Genomic DNA, 15,207 nt, shown 5'->3' with positions numbered 1-15,207 from the left:
CATAACATCAAGAAAACATGCTGGGCCGCAGCCGAACTCCGTGCAGCTAGCGATGCGGACCGGAAATGAACAAATCACGGAATCCTCGCGGAGTATGCGACTGGCTGCGCCCGAAACAAATCGCGCAATGGGCACCCAGTCCACGTCCGATGCCGTCCAATGCCGGATTACCGTTGCCGACACGCGGTCAATTAGATCGCTCGGTTTTGCATTCAACATGCGGGAAACCGTGCGTGGCGTGGGTGCCTGTGACGATTGGATGTGCGGATTTGTGGCGGGTCGTCTCCGTGGTTATTCGACTAATGGTGGGCATCTTGTAAGGCCAGTTTGCGCCGTCGCCCGCACTGCGTACAGTTGATTATTCTTGTCTTTTGGGTAAGCTAAGCTAACCGCCTCTGCACTAAGTCAGAAAACTCTGCTTTCAAATCGGTAAAAACCCGGTGTCGACGAGTTTATTGTTTATTCTCCAGCCCGCTCGTCCCAGCGGATGCTCGTCCCTTAACAGAAGGAAAGCGAGGGCCGAAAATTTCATCGGGTTAACGAGAGGATTCGTGCTGGACAGACCTAATGGCTGTGGCTGTGGCTGTGGTCGTCGTCTTCAAACCGAGCAAAACCACCAGCGCCGATAGCGACAAAAACGATTCCACTTCCAATCAAAACTTCCTTGATTCCGCCGACGTCGAAAAGAATGCCGCCGACGCCCGAACCCGAAGTGATCGCGAGTTGCGTACATGCGATCTGCAAGCCTCCGGCGCTCTCGATCTGGTCAGGAACGCCCCACGTCAGCCAGGTGGTCCAAGCGACTGGCACAAAGCCAAACAGCAATCTCCAACCTAACATCGAGGTCGCGGAAACAAGCGTGTAGGTGCCATAGATTGCCATTCCTAGGGGAAGCAACGCCATGACCAGCGGCACGCCCCCCAGCGAGCGCTTCATATTCCGCCGCAGCATGGACGCCGATAGGAAGGTGCCGGCTATGTTGGCAAGTCCAAAGCCAAGCAGACTTAACGACGCCTCTGCGGCATCGGAATGCTCCACTTTCTCGAGGTATGGCCGGCAGCAAGTGAAGAACGCGAAGTGACCACAAAAGAACAGCACAGTCGCGAGAATACCGAGTCGGACCTGCGATAGCAGCAGGAGTGCAAAGGTCGTGCTCAATCGCGCCGACGCGCTCGGTGGAATTGCGGGAACCGCGCGCCACATCCAGACGAACTGGCGACACAGGCTATAAGCGCCAGAGAGAACACGCCTCTTCACCCCATGGAGACACCCAGATAGCTACCAAGCGGGCCGGCGATTAGCATCGCGACCGACGTGCCGCCATACATGAAGGCGAGAGCCTTCGGAACAGAGGCTGGAGGAACCAGCCGCATCGCCACTGACGCTGCCATCGACCAGAATCCGCCAAGGCCTAAGCCCAAGGCGAACCGCGCGGCGAGGAACATCTCATATTTCGTTGCGAAGGAAGCTAGCAAGCACGTTAGGACGAGGAAGACGCCGAACGCACGAAAGACCAGTCGGCGATCGAATCGCCGGCACAGTGGTCCGGACAGGATGCAAGCGACCATCGCGCTCATCAGAGCCGCTGCGGAAACCGCCTGCCCCGCTATCCCTTCGGTGACGTGAAGGTTCTTTGCGATAGGAGTGAGAAGACTTATCGAGAGCAGTTCACATACGATTAGACCGGCGACGATAGCTGACATCGAGTAGGTTGCGCCTCAATTCGGCCGTCGCGCAATGACGGCTTTTGGAACTGCGGCATACTGCACTACTTTTAAGCTCCTATTAGTGGCTGCCCTGTCCTTCCTGAACACGAGAAACTGGACACGCGCGCGTGCCCAGCCCTGCTGACGCGTCGGCCGGAACAGGATTTCATTCACGTCGACATCGTCCGGCTGGCTAATTGCAAATGCGACCATTCGCGCGAACGAGTCGGCGGGGATCGCTATGGAGGTGGCTTTCCGGGTTGCCTCCAATACGTCCGCCTCGCTTATCGATTCGAGCAGTTCCGTCGCCACTGCTCTAGGCCAACTGATGGTAGTGCGAATGTCGTACGGCTTTACTTCTTGGCGGCCCCCCTCCGAAATTGCCCCAAACGGCCCACTTCGTGCCGCAGTAACGGTGCCTGTCGGAAACCACGTGTGTCCAGCGACTGATGCAACATTGATGATGTGGCCACTTTTCTGCGCCTGCATATGCGGAAGAGCCGCAGCGATCCCATAGAGCACACCTTTGATGTTGACATCGATCGTTCCGTCCCATTCTTCGACCTTGTAGCGGTCCAAGGGAGACAGCGGCATCACGCCGGCGTTATTCAAGATGCCGTCGACACGGCCGAATGCTGAAACCGCTTCGTCGACTAGATGGCGAACTTGGACTGCATCGGTCACATCAGTCGGGACTGCAACGGCCAAGCCTGGTGTCTCATCCGATAGTTCTCGCGCCAAGGTATTGATCCACTCGGTACGTCGGGCACCGAGAAAGAGCCTAGCTCCCCCCTCGGCAAGGTGGCGAGCGGCGGCGGCGCCCACTCCGCTGCTTGCGCCGGCGATTACGATCACTTCCCCTTCGATCCCGTCAACCATGACACCGCTCCTATATCTATCGCTAACGTCCAGGCCGAACGCAAAGACGCGCAAACATAGTAAGGGAGATAGAGCGGTTGTTTTACCAGTGTCTGTTTATTGGACCTATGAGCAGCGTTCAACAATGAACTGCCGGAGAGCGAAGACTTCAGCTTAGCTTACCAATACGACACAAAATACGACTGGACTGTAAGCGGCGCAACTGACACTGTCATCGCAATACAAAGGATGCAGGCTCCTCGCTTTCAAGTGCGGGATCGTCAATGAAGCTTGACTCGAGGAGATAACAAGCGACCGAGCATATGCGCTGCAATGGCAAATGCAGCCCTACGCAGACCCGAGACAGCCATCAAATGCTTTCGATAGAGCGCAGCGTAGATAATTTCCGCGACGTAGCCTTTCACAAAAACCTTTCCTCCACGGGACGGTCCAGCTACGCTCCCAACGGCTGTCGATGACCCCAGTGAAACAAGAGAACCATGGTCTTTGTATTGAAATATGCCGAGCGGTCGTCCGTCGATCCGAGCACACAATGCCTTGACCAAGAACGTAGCTTGCTGATGTGCCGCCTGGGCTCTTGGCGGGACCATGTTCTCCGCCGTCCATACGCAGCTCGCACAGTCGCCGAGCGCGAAGACGTTTTCGTCCGTTTCGCTCTGGAGCGACTTCGACACTCTCACTTGGTTGATACGATTGACAGCGATGCCATCAAGTGCCCCCAAAACGCCTGGCGCCTTAATGCCCGCCGCCCAGATAGTGACGTCGCTCGGGAGCGTCTGCCCGTCGGCGAGCTCGATCTTTGTTGCGTGTACGCCAGTGACAGCTTTCGAGACAAGGACCGAGACGCCCATGCTATCCAATACGGTATGGGTCGAAGCCGACACTCGCAGTGGAAGCGCTGGGAGAACCCGCGGACCTGCTTCGAGAAGGGTGATCCGCAATCTTGCCCCCGGACCTTTTGCGAGAATCCCGAAGTGTTTGAAGGTGCTTTCCATCCGGCGTAATTCCGCTGCCAGTTCAACACCAGTAGCGCCAGCGCCAATAATCGCAATGTCAACGACTGCACTTTCGCCGGCCCAGATGTGCGCTGTCTTTCTTAGGCACGCATGGAGCAGTCGCTTGCGTAACCGCTCTGCTTGCCGCAGGCTATCGAGGGTAATCGCGTGCTCCTCCGCCCCGGGCACTCCGAAGAAGTGTGTGCGGCTACCTAGCGCGAGCACCAACGTGTCGTACTCAATGCTACGGCCCGGCAGCACTTCGATGCCGTCTGTTTCGAGAACAGGACCGATTTTCAACTGCTTCGTGTGCCGGTCGAGGGCCGTCAATTCCCCCTGAACGAAGGTGAAATGATTCCAGTGAGAGTGTGCTGCATACGATATTTGATGAACGTTGGTGTCAAGGCTGCCGACCGCAACTTCATGCAGGAGCGGCTTCCAAACATGCGTGGCGCTTTTATCGACAAGCGTCACATGTACTCGATTGGACCTTCCAAGGCGATTTCCGAGCCGAGTGGCGAGTTCCAACCCGCCAGCTCCCCCTCCTACGATGACGATGCGATGCATTGGAACCCCCTATGGGCCGTCAGTTATAGCCTAAAATCGCAACAGAAGTCGCGTCGGCCCGCTCCGGGACATTGCCCGCAATGATGGAAACAGGTCCTTCCAGGAGCTTCGAATATGAAGAGATACGTTTCTGTGCACTGACGCTCGCAGATGCCGAGCGCCTTGGCTGGGAGTTAGCTTGCCGAGCGTGTTCGGCTTCATCGAATGAATGATTCATGTCTTTATTGAGAAGTAAAGGATTTAATGCGCGATACCGCGAAATCTATGTCAGTGAGCATGTGTGATTTTCACGACGCCATTAAGGTCGGGCAAACGATATAAACGCGCAACGTTGTGCGTATAGGGAAGGATGTGTGAGACGCAAGATTCCGAGTACAGACGCCCTCATTGCGTTTGAGGCTGCGGCGCGGCATTTGAGCTTCACCAGAAGCGCTGAGGAGCTTTCGTTGACGCAGAGTGCGGTCGGTCGACAGGTCGCCGCTTTGGAGGAGTACCTTGGGACCCCGCTGTTCAATCGATTCAAGAGGCGAATAAGTCTCACAGAGGCGGGTGAACTCTACGCGAAAAGGGTTCGGGAAAACCTTGAGCGGATCGAGCGCGACACGCTTGCGACCATGGCGCACCGCAGTGCGGGAGGCATTATTGAGCTAGCTGTGATACCCACCTTTGCTACACGGTGGCTCATCGCCCGGCTACCGGAGTTCTACACGAAACACGAAAACGTCGTCATCAACTTGACCACGCGGGCGGCTCCGTTTCTCTTTAAAGACACTCCGTTCGATGCGGCTATCCATTTTGGCGATCCGATCTGGCCAGGGTCGGTAACCAAATACTTGTTCGGAGAAGAGATTACGGCGGTGTGCAGTCCACGGCTGCTGGCGGGAACAGAAAACTTGTCTGCACGCGAAGTCGCCGATTTCACCCTGCTTCATCAATCGGCCCGGCCGGATGCATGGCGCCAGTGGCTCGCGCAAGCGGGTGTGCACGACGTTGACAGTATGAAAGGACAGCGATACGAGTTGTTCTCGATGCTCGTTGAGGCAGCCAAGGCGGGGCTTGGTGTTGCGTTAATTCCAAGGTTTCTCATCGCTCATGAACTGAGGTCCGGGGAACTTGTAAGACCGTGTGACTTGAGCTTGCCGAACGACAAGGGTTACTACCTCGTTTATCCGGAGCAGAAACAAAACTCTTCGCTAATATCGACGTTCGAGCGTTGGCTCATCTCGGCTGCCGAGGATTACGTTCGCGACGACGTTGCGATGACGAATCAAGGACCACGTACGAATACTCATCCACAAGCACGCTTCGATTAACCTCGCGCGGGGAAAAGTTGGAGCATGTCCGCCATCTCTAACTCATGCGGGTCAACACCGCTTGCGTTCGGCGTCGGACCGCCGCCGTAAGCTTGCCCCAAGCAGCACTCGAAAATCTCGGGAAGTCGCCTATCAACGCCTCGACGGCATCACGTTGGGAGTAGTTGGAAGCGGCCTACCGGTATAGAATTCATCGATTAATTTATTGCGGTCAATCTCCAACAACTCGAACCCTTTCAAATGCAGGCCTCGGGCACTTTCCGGCCTTACGATGAGCACACGACCGCGTACGGCATCACATGTAAGAATATAAGCGCCCAGATGCCGCATCTCCAATCCTCGCACTACCCAGCGCGAATCTAATCGGCATTTCTTTTGATACTCTTCGGCATGCGCCCGCGAAAGAAACAGAACGCCGAAGACCTCGTCGTTTTGAGCAAACGAGTACGGTTCCTTCGTCTCGACGCTGTAGAAAGTCCAAAACGGTTCGCCCTTGGACTCGGGGCGCGGCATAACATTGTCATCCAAGCGCATCGCAATCAGTGCACCGATCGAAGGCAACTCGTCCAGCGTCAAGATCTTGATCCCGTGTTGCGAGGCCGCATCAGATGCGCCAGTTTGATACCCGTTAGCTGAGACGATCACACCAACCACGCCTTGGCAATCCTGCACCTTTAGCGCAAATGCAAGGACATCGTCTCGCTGCACCGGGCGCCTTGTATTTTTGCACTCAATCGCCACCCGATGACGAATACCCGCCATCTCAAACTCGTAGTAAACGTCTATCTGATACACATTGCCTCGTGAGTCGCGCAAGCTTACATCTCGCCCAACTACGGTGTTATCGAGTTCAAGATCAAGAAGTGTCTGGTAGACGTCTCGAACGTGTTCTTCAAGAGCTCTCCCGTCGCCGATCTTCGGTCTCGAATCACTCTCCTTTAGCACCGCGATAAATCCAGCCATCGATCGTTTTGTCATGTTGAGGATGCCGTTGTTCGACTCTGTAATTTTGAATTGGTTTGGGGAACTTGTCGACGGGTCGATTCAAAGGCGTCCCTGTTGTATGATTCATCCGCACGTAAACAAAAGTCCCTACAGGCAAGTCGGCGCAGGTTGTCCGCGGTTCGACAACCGGACCGGAGCCAGTTGCGAAATACTTCGGGCTCTCGGCACAGTCTCATACGTAAATCATGCGCGTTTTCCTCGACACAAATATCTGGAGCTACATCGCAGATCATCAGGCTGCCGATGATCTCGCAAGTACAGCTCGTGCTTCTGGGGTGGATGTCATCGTGTCGCCGGCGATTGTTGACGAAGTCAGGCAGATTCCTGACGCTGTTGCGCGCCGCCGGGTGCTGCGGGTTGTCACCCGATCCGACTGGAAGCGCTTAATGCCGGAAATCTACAGCGAATGCATGGAGCTAAAGGCTGAGATCTGCAGACTCCGTCCGGAGTGGGTGATCCTCAATCCGAAGATGGGCGAGGTGAATCGGTTACGTTACGACTGGGTGCGACGTTTGGGCGGTTTCTGGGATCGTGCTCATAGAGGGCTAGAGCCCGAAACTACCGACGAGAGCGTTCGTGGTGAGCGCGAGGCGCAACTTGCGAAGAACGAGTCATACGCTATCCGGAAACGGGTAGCGACCGTCAAGAAGCCAATGGGCAACACTCACCTGCAGCTTGTCGCGGGCATGCCGTCAGAACACACTCCAGGGTGGGACGGTGAACACGTCGATTACTGGCGTACTCCAAGCCTTAATTTCTTTCGGTTGGAACTTGAAGTTTATGCGAGCCCTGTACGAGAATGGCTAGACAATGAGATCGACGTCTGGGCGATGCTCTCATCACGCGCTTCGATGAATCAGCTCTGGCTGCACGAACTCGACGCAGCGTCCGTGCCGCGACAATGGCTGCGCGGCGCCTTCGAGTTCCTCCAAGCGTGGCACAAGGTCACCGATGGAACGCCCGGAGACTCGAGGCTAGCCACTCATCTGGTTGAAGCAGACCGAATCATATCGGCTGACAAGAATTTTGTCCGGTTCTCGGAGCGTTGCCGAGCAGAGGCTCCTTTCAAAACAGGTCAAGCAATAGCGGTCCCGGCCGGGAGGGAGTGGCTGAAACAATCAAGTTAATCAGCACAAGCCGCGGTCCGACCGTCACACCGCGCACGCAGAAACACGAGTCCCCAGCTCGGGACAGATCGGGAAAGCGCTAACAAGTTGGCGATCGAATCTCTCGCGCAGAAAACTGAGAGGATGATCCTCGCGCCTTGATCACCGACTCGGCTTCCTGTCCAGTTCACTTCGATTTATCGAGAATCGCGCGGCACCGTTCCAGCTCCCTGTTGCGAATCTATCTCTGATTGCATGCCGGCTGCCCGCTTCAAGAGCCTGTCGATCTGGTACCAGTACTAGTACCCAAGATCACCCTCCCGCATGGCGAGCTTATGAATCGCCTTCAGAGCGATGTTCAGGTCGATGTAGTTTTCAGCGCACATCTCTCCCTCCTCAGCTGCGCTCGCTCGTTCACTCTCGTGCTCCGCGCTTGATGACCAACAAAACAATACGCCCTCGTTTATATATTGCGTCTTGATGCGCACCACGAACAAGCTGAGCACAAGACTGATGGCCGGGTCGACCAAAAGCGCCGGATGGTCCAAGCGAAGGTCCAGATCTGCTAAATTAGCTTCACGATTTCCGCGTGTCTGGCGCATTGCCTTTCTGAAGCTTCTGCGAGCGTTCTACGACAGCCGCTGCAGTGCGCGTTACCTGCTTCACGTCGCCGCGCGAAAGTGCTTGAAGCGGTGTGAGACCGCCACGCGACTCGTTCGGCTCTGTGAGGAAATGCCAGATTTTTCAGCCGGTTAATCCATCCAGCCGCCGCACGACCTTCGCTAAATCCTTCCGGTCGATCCTCGGTTGCCAGAAAGAACGCTGGATAGTAATGCTCGGCCTCAACCTCTACGCTGAAGGTGCGTCCTACGGCGACGTCTTTGGCCAGTCTCTGCTCCGTGATAAAGATTCGCCCAAGCCAAGTGTCGCTGAAGCTCGATTCGCCAACGCTATCACAATGAGCACCGACGAGGCAGGAACCCCAGATCATGCGTTATCGCTAGCGCCGAAGACCGCCCAATGCCACTGCGGCATCCGTCGTCGTTCCCGCGATGGATCGTCCCATGGCGCCTACCGATGTGTCAGCACGGAATTCGTTCGCGCGGCGCTTGGGTCCCATTGCAGCGAGCGCGGTTCGGCTAGTTCATCAATCAGTGCGGTGCCGATACGGACGCATAGCTCGATGTCGTTAGCAGCTCTTTGTAGACTTCATAGTCAACGATGTCGAAGTCCCCGAATCTGGCAGCCAGGTCAAGCAGGTTGCGTGCTGTCTCTGGTCCTTCGTCCCGTGCGAGCCTGTCGACGAACGCTATGACATCAGCGGCTCCATGTTGGCCGCCCGTCCGCCTTGCGCGCTCCGCAATGAAGGCAGCGAGGTGCGCTGCATGATTAGTCGTTTGAAGACCGCTTGCGGCAAGCGAGGAGTATGAAACGTGGGTTGCTCCGCTCAACAAGCAGGTGATGAAATGGGCGTTCTCTTGCATTGTAACTTCGCTTGAACTGAGACAAGCGGCGCGCGTCGCTACCCCGTAGAGCAGTCCGTTTATCTAGGTGTACCTACGGGCTTACTGTGAGAGGCTAAGGTGCGTTAATCGGATGGCAATCGGTCGCGTCTCTAAACCAAATGAAACTCAAAAAATGCGCGACCTCTGGCCGCGCATCGAGAAAGTTGAGACTCGGCCTCAGTGAAAAATTACCTTTCGGAAGACCGGCTCTACGCGCACAGGCATCTCCGTCAAACTGCTGACGTCAACGCACGGCTTGAATCGTTCCGTGAACAGCACATTCACGAAGACTCGCCGTAGAGGGATTCCCTCGATATCGGTTTCCGCCTGACTTTGGAGCATCCCGCTATCAGCTAGTGTGACCATCTCCTTCCAGATGCGCTCAGCCGGCGGCATTGGCGCATTGCGAAATTGCTCGTTTTGATAGGTACCTTGCGGCACACCCATTTTCATAAACAACGAGTGCCCCGCTTCTCCCGGCTCGCCCCGCACATCAAACTGAATTGGTGCGCGCTTGGCTTGCCGCCACATATCGATTGCAGCCCAGACCTCCGGGTCAGTCATGTCCGCGAGCCAGTAAATCTGTATGTCGTTTACTTGCACGCGAATGGACTGGACTAGCCCAGACGATAACCGGATGGTTCCGAAGCCGAAGTTCGCTTCACCGTTCCTCATTTCAAAGCAATCTGCGTCAACTGCCGCAACCGGGCAGGTCAGCACCGGCATGTCGCCGCGCAGACCGATTGATTGCTTGAGCCTGCATTCGAACGACTTGAGCAACTCCAGCCGCCCCATGGCGATGAGATTGGGATTCAAGTCGAACATTTCGATGCCATTCATTGATTTACCTACCATGTTTGTTAGTCCCAGGCACGAGTGTCGTGCCCTCTTTGCATATCTGCCGCCATGAGCGCCGTTAGTTGTGGTCACTGCTTCGACGACTGACTGCTTATTCGTATAGCGCGGTCGAGCTTGAAATCAGTGGCTCAAAAACATCCTTAATTCGTAGGATTTTTTGGGCCGACAGAAATAACTCCCCTCGACAGCGCGCGTTTCTGGACGCCCCATCGAGAAGCGTCGGGAAAGTCAATGCGACTCGTATTCACACCAATTCTCTCGGTGGAAGCGCGACTTCTTCGGGCGGTAATCGCCGGCTATCGATTGATCTGTCACTGTTAAACATCTTGCGTTGCACAATCAAAAATCACGTTCCCGCAGACTTTGTTGTCGCTGAACCGCCCTTCGTGGCTTCCCGCAGACTTTGTTGTGCGCCCATAAATCCCGCAAAAGTAATTTGACAAACCATCTTAAGATATATATCTTAAGATACATCGTAAGACACTCATGGGAGTATCCAGATGCGTCATCACCATCGTTTTCCCCGTCCGCGTAGCGCGGACGACAGTTTCTCCTCAAGCGAAGCTCGCGGGTCCCTCCACGCTCTCTGGCATGCGCTTATCCGTCAACAAGCCCACCGCAGCGAAGCCCGCGACGCGGGCTTCGGACGCCGTCACGGCGGACATGGCAATCCACAAGCCTTCTACGGCGAAGAACAGCGCCGGGCCGAACCACATGACTTTGCCGGCCATGAATTGCATCGTCATGGTCGACGTGAGTTCGAACGGGACGGCCTCGGGCGGGATATCCGTCGCGAATTCCAGTCAGAATCACGCGGACAACGCGACGAACGCCGTAGCGATGACCGCTTTCCGCACGGAATGTGGCATGCAGGCGGACGTCAGCATGATCCGCACGGCGGCGGACGCGGCGGACGCTTCGGCGGTGGCCCCGGTGGCTTCGGCGGCGATGGCGACGGCTTTCCGCGCGGCCGCAAATTCAGCTCCGACGATCTGCAACTGCTGCTGATGTCCCTGATCGACGCCCAGCCCAGCCACGGCTACGAGCTGATCAAGGCGCTCGAAACGCGCTCGAACGGCTTCTACAGCCCGAGTCCGGGCATGGTCTATCCCGCGCTCACCTATCTGGAAGAGCTGGGCTACGTGACCGTGCAACTCGAAGGCAACCGCAAGCGCTACGAACTGGCAGACGCGGGGCGCGAGTATCTGGCCGCCAACCGCGAGCGCGTCGAACTGATGCTTGCCCGGCTGACGCATATCGCACGCAAGATGGATTCGGTACGCCGCGCGTTCGCAGGCGAAGAACCCGCCGATATCAGTGAAGGCGGCTGGGCTCCCGAACTGAACGAGGCACGCCGCACGCTGAAGCGCGCGCTGCTGCGCCGTGATAGCGCGCCGGCCGCCGAACAACGCCGCATCGCCGAAATTCTGCTGCGGGCAGCGAGGGAAATCGAAGCCGAAAGCCCATCGGGTGACGAAGACGCCAGCAACCACGGCGGCGAGCCTACGGCCTGACTGATGCGGGACGTCTTGCAGATGCGCCCGCGCCGAATGGACAGAGCGCGCGCAGGCATCAGTAGAAAGTTTTTCGTGGGACCGGAGTCATGCGCGAATCCGCGCACTCCGAACGGCAGCTAAGTAAAGCCCCATCACCGCAACTATTTTTCATGAGACCGGAGTCGGCGCTGTGCACTGACTCCGGCCGAAACAGGAGCAACACCCTCATGCAGAGCAATGACCATCAAGCCGATCTGACCGTGCAACGCGTGCGGCATCCGCTGAAATTCCGTCTGTTGCAGGTCAAGCAGGTCCGGGCATTGACCCCGCATCTGATCCGCGTCACGTTCACCGGCGACGATCTGCACGACTTCGTCTCCGCGTCGTTCGACGATCACATCAAGGTGTTCTTCCCCGAACCCGGCACGGACAAACCGGCACTGCCGGAAGCTGGTCCCAACGGCCCGATCTTCGCTGAAGGCCAGCGCCCCACCGCGCGCGATTTCACCCCGCGCCGCTACGACCGCGAAGCACGTGAGCTCGACATCGAGTTCGCGATGCATGAAGCCGGCCCCGCGGCAAGCTGGGCGGCGCAGGCGAAAGTCGGCCAGTACCTGGGCGTCGGCGGCCCGCGCGGCTCGTTCGTGGTGCCGACCGGCTTTGACTGGCACCTGCTGATCGGCGACGATACCGCGCTGCCGGCAATCGCTCGCCGCCTTGAAGAAATGCCGGCCGGCAAGCGTGTCGCCGTGGTGATCGAAGTAGCCGACCCGTCAGCGCAGATCGAATTCAGCACGCAGGCCGAACTGCATCTGGTCTGGTGCTACCGCAGCGGCGCCGGTCCACGCGGCGAAGCGCTGTTGCGAGCGGTCCGCGATACGTATTTGCCGAAGGATGGCGAAGGCTACGTGTGGGCCGCAGGCGAATCCGCTACGATCCGCGCGGTGCGTCAGCATCTGTGCACGGAACGTGGCGTCGAGAAATCGCGGATTCGCGCGTCGAGCTACTGGAAACAGGGCGCGGAAGCGGTCCACGAATCGCTCGACGATTGAGCGTTCGCGCACGTTCGGATTGGCTGGACTCGCCGGGATCGCATCGGTCCAACTGAACGCGGCAACCGGCACCGTCTGCTCGAGTCACGGCGGCGGTGCTTCATCGCCTGACTGTCGCAAGAACAAACCGCTGCAAACAACTACAACAACAACGAGGTTCGACCGATGTATTCAATCAGCTCAAAGCACGAGCGCCGCTTACTGTGGCTGCTCGCGCTGACGCAGTTCACCATCATCATGGACTTCATGGTGATGATGCCGCTCGGCCCGCAGATCATGCACGCGTTCAGCATCACACCGGCCGCATTTGCGACGGCGGTATCCGCGTATTCATGGTGCTCGGGACTGTCGGGACTGTTTGCGGCCACCTATATTGACCGCTTCGACCGGCGCCGGCTGCTGCTGTGCGTCTACGCGCTGTTCGCGCTGTCGAACCTCGCGTGCGCGCTCGCGCATAGCTTCCATTTGCTGCTTGCCGCGCGAGCCTTCGCGGGCATCACGGGCGGTGTACTCGGCTCGGTGATCATGGCGATTGTCGGCGACGTGATTCCGGTCCAGCGACGCGGTGCCGCCACCGGCACGATCATGACCGCCTTCTCGCTCGCGGCGATCGCGGGCGTGCCGGCCGGCGTGATGCTTGGCGCGCACTTCAACTGGGCCGCGCCGTTCTACCTGCTGGTCGCGCTGTCGCTACTGATCTGGCTGGGCGGGTGGAAGCTGGTGCCGTCGCTGGCCGAGCATCTGAAGCGTCGTCAACCGCCGCTCGGCGAGGTGTTGCCTGACTTGTGGCGACTGTTGAGCAACCCGCGTCATCTGAACGCGTTTGCGCTCACATTCATGATGATGATCGCGCACATGCTGGTGATTCCGTTCATTTCGCCGGTGCTGGTCGCCAATCATGGCGTCGCGCCTCAGCAGTTGTCGTGGTTGTATATGGCCGGTGGCGCGGCGACGTTCTTCACCGCGCGCCGGGTCGGCAAACTCGCCGACCGGTACGGCACGCGGCGCGTGTTCCGGATCGCCGCGGTACTGTCGTTCCTGCCGGTACTGTTCGTCACGCATCTGCCGGATCTGCCGTTCTATGGGCTCGTCATGTTCTTTCCGTTCTTCATGGTGCTGATGTCCGGACGGATGGTGCCGATGCAGGCGCTGCTGACCACGGTTCCCGAACCCGCCCGGCGCGGCGCCTTTCTCAGCGCGAACAGCGCGTTGCAGGCTTTGGGCACGGGTTGCGGCGCGTGGATCGGCGGCCTGGTGCTGGGCAGTTCGCCGACCGGCCAGATCGTCGGATACGGCACCGTGGGATGGGTCGCGGTGGCCGTCGCGATGGTGGGCGTGCTGTGGGTATCCCGCGTGCGAGGCGCGCAAGGCGACTCGCCCTCGACGGCGGGATTGCAAGGCAAGGCGGTAGAAGGCTGAGCGAGTGGCAATACGCTCGCGTGATCACGACGAAACGGCCAGCGCGGCGAACCGGCCCACTGTCCTCGAAAGGCGCGCAACCCGCTGCGCACCCTTCAAAAGAAAGCTCGCGATATCAATCGGTTTTCCCGGTCAGCGCCTTGCGCGCGGCTTCGCCTTGCGCGTGCGAAGCCGCATAAAACACCCTCGCTCGACCAATCACGATCTTCAGCATCGCAATCACCGGCACGGCCAGGAAAATCCCCGCGACGCCGCCTAGCTGATCGCCCGCCAGCAATCCGACAATGACGAGAAACGGACTGACCTCCACGCCCTCGCTCATCAGATACGGATTGAGCACATAGTCCTGAAACAGCCGGTACAGCCCGATAAAAATCACCAGCCATAGCAGGTGCGGATACCCGCTAAACACCGCGACAACCAGCGTGATCGCGACCGCGCCGAGCGGCCCGGCGAACGGCACGAACTCCAGCAAGCCCGCGCTCACCGCGAGCAAAAACGCGTAAGGCACGCCGAGCAGCGAGAACGCCACGCCATAGCAAATCAGCGTAGCAAGCGATAAAAACAGCAACGCCCGCACGTATTTCGACAGCAGCACATTCAGATCGGTAACGATCTCAGCCCACAGCGTGCGATGCCGATCGTTCAGCAGATCGAGAAGCGAGTCGCGCATCTGCGGACCTTCCTTGATCAGCAGGAAGCTCAAAATCGGAATCAGCACGAGGTAGATCAGATTGCTGGCCGCATGGACCACGCCGAGGCCGACGCTACGCGCCATCGGCACGGCCTTGTCGGAACCGGTCTCGATCTGGCTGTTGACGAAATCGATGATCCGTTCGCGCAGCGGCTCAAGAAAATGTGGCAGTGGAATGCGATTCTGTACATCGGACTTCATCAGCGCGGGCAATTGCGCGAACAGATGCGTGGCCTGATCCTGCAACTGCACGCCGAACAGCGAGCCGACCACGGCGATCACGGCGACCACCACGATGAACACGAACGCGATCGACGCAACGCGCGGTACCCGGCGCGGCCGTACGCGATCGACCAGTTCAACCATCGGGTAGATCAGATAACTGAAGAACACCGCGAACACCACCACCAGCACCGTGGATGACGCGATATAGATGACAAAGAACAGCAGCGCGATCAAAAACGCGGTCCAGACCTTTCTGGCCGTGGAGACATCGAAACCCAGCATGAACCTTCCTCGCATAGACGATGAGATCCGACGCCAGAACCGCGCCGGGAACATCGGACAAATAAGGCACCCGCGGGGCTAAAAATGCAAGCGCCGCGTCACTCG

At 58.0% G+C, this 15,207-nt stretch carries 14 protein-coding genes; 5 read left to right on the top strand and 9 right to left on the bottom strand.

The window, feature by feature from the left end:
• Positions 1-564 precede the first annotated feature (564 nt).
• The 4 genes from LMG28727_RS03520 to LMG28727_RS03505 form a co-directional block, all read right to left on the bottom strand.
• Positions 565-1,158 carry an MFS transporter gene (locus tag LMG28727_RS03520; RefSeq protein WP_201640930.1) on the bottom strand — a complete coding sequence of 198 codons (594 nt, stop codon included), beginning with the start codon at positions 1,156-1,158 and terminating at the stop codon, positions 565-567.
• A gap of 95 nt (positions 1,159-1,253) precedes the next feature.
• Positions 1,254-1,703 carry an MFS transporter gene (locus LMG28727_RS03515; RefSeq protein ID WP_201640929.1) on the bottom strand — a complete coding sequence of 150 codons (450 nt, stop codon included), beginning with the start codon at positions 1,701-1,703 and terminating at the stop codon, positions 1,254-1,256.
• 15 nt (positions 1,704-1,718) lie between these two features.
• The gene (locus LMG28727_RS03510; RefSeq protein ID WP_201640928.1) at positions 1,719-2,585 is read right to left on the bottom strand and encodes an SDR family oxidoreductase; all 867 of its coding nucleotides are present in this window, start codon (positions 2,583-2,585) and stop codon (positions 1,719-1,721) included.
• A gap of 260 nt (positions 2,586-2,845) precedes the next feature.
• The gene (locus LMG28727_RS03505) at positions 2,846-4,147 is read right to left on the bottom strand and encodes an NAD(P)/FAD-dependent oxidoreductase (protein ID WP_201640927.1); all 1,302 of its coding nucleotides are present in this window, start codon (positions 4,145-4,147) and stop codon (positions 2,846-2,848) included.
• Between the two features lie 353 nt (positions 4,148-4,500).
• On the opposite strand from LMG28727_RS03505, the gene LMG28727_RS03500 reads away from it, so the two are divergent.
• On the top strand, positions 4,501-5,460 hold the full coding sequence (locus LMG28727_RS03500; protein WP_201640926.1) for a LysR family transcriptional regulator: 960 nt from the start codon (positions 4,501-4,503) through the stop codon (positions 5,458-5,460).
• 132 nt (positions 5,461-5,592) lie between these two features.
• Here LMG28727_RS03500 and LMG28727_RS03495 read toward each other — a convergent pair whose 3' ends face one another.
• Positions 5,593-6,438, bottom strand: a complete 846-nt coding sequence (locus LMG28727_RS03495) for a restriction endonuclease (RefSeq protein WP_201640925.1) — start codon at positions 6,436-6,438, stop codon at positions 5,593-5,595.
• 212 nt (positions 6,439-6,650) lie between these two features.
• Here LMG28727_RS03495 and LMG28727_RS03490 point away from each other — a divergent pair, with 212 nt between their 5' ends.
• Positions 6,651-7,592 (top strand): hypothetical protein, encoded by a 942-nt coding sequence (locus tag LMG28727_RS03490; protein ID WP_201640924.1) that lies wholly within the window; start codon positions 6,651-6,653, stop codon positions 7,590-7,592.
• Between the two features lie 278 nt (positions 7,593-7,870).
• Here LMG28727_RS03490 and LMG28727_RS33970 read toward each other — a convergent pair whose 3' ends face one another.
• The 3 genes from LMG28727_RS33970 to LMG28727_RS03475 form a co-directional block, all read right to left on the bottom strand.
• On the bottom strand, positions 7,871-8,173 hold the full coding sequence (locus tag LMG28727_RS33970) for a hypothetical protein (protein WP_236591583.1): 303 nt from the start codon (positions 8,171-8,173) through the stop codon (positions 7,871-7,873).
• Between the two features lie 1,080 nt (positions 8,174-9,253).
• The gene (locus tag LMG28727_RS03480) at positions 9,254-9,916 is read right to left on the bottom strand and encodes a hypothetical protein (RefSeq protein ID WP_201640923.1); all 663 of its coding nucleotides are present in this window, start codon (positions 9,914-9,916) and stop codon (positions 9,254-9,256) included.
• 572 nt (positions 9,917-10,488) lie between these two features.
• A complete protein-coding gene (locus tag LMG28727_RS03475; RefSeq protein WP_201641387.1) occupies positions 10,489-10,680 on the bottom strand; it encodes a hypothetical protein in 192 nt (63 codons plus the stop codon).
• Here LMG28727_RS03475 and LMG28727_RS03470 point away from each other — a divergent pair.
• The 3 genes from LMG28727_RS03470 (at position 10,669) to LMG28727_RS03460 (ending at position 13,901) form a co-directional block, all read left to right on the top strand.
• Positions 10,669-11,448 (top strand): PadR family transcriptional regulator, encoded by a 780-nt coding sequence (locus LMG28727_RS03470; RefSeq protein WP_407945822.1) that lies wholly within the window; start codon positions 10,669-10,671, stop codon positions 11,446-11,448. The genes LMG28727_RS03475 and LMG28727_RS03470 overlap by 12 nt on opposite strands.
• 209 nt (positions 11,449-11,657) lie before the next feature.
• Positions 11,658-12,482: a siderophore-interacting protein gene (locus LMG28727_RS03465; RefSeq protein WP_201640922.1), complete on the top strand. Its 825-nt coding sequence runs from the start codon at positions 11,658-11,660 to the stop codon at positions 12,480-12,482.
• A gap of 165 nt (positions 12,483-12,647) precedes the next feature.
• On the top strand, positions 12,648-13,901 hold the full coding sequence (locus LMG28727_RS03460; RefSeq protein ID WP_201640921.1) for an MFS transporter: 1,254 nt from the start codon (positions 12,648-12,650) through the stop codon (positions 13,899-13,901).
• A gap of 115 nt (positions 13,902-14,016) precedes the next feature.
• On the opposite strand, the gene LMG28727_RS03455 is transcribed toward LMG28727_RS03460, so the two are convergent.
• The gene (locus LMG28727_RS03455) at positions 14,017-15,102 is read right to left on the bottom strand and encodes an AI-2E family transporter (protein WP_201640920.1); all 1,086 of its coding nucleotides are present in this window, start codon (positions 15,100-15,102) and stop codon (positions 14,017-14,019) included.
• Positions 15,103-15,207: the final 105 nt, after the last annotated feature.

The organism is Paraburkholderia metrosideri (genome assembly GCF_904848625.1).
GTDB lineage: Bacteria > Pseudomonadota > Gammaproteobacteria > Burkholderiales > Burkholderiaceae > Paraburkholderia > Paraburkholderia metrosideri.
Note: the sequence above shows the minus strand (reverse complement) of the source record. Positions and strands in the feature narration are given on the sequence as shown.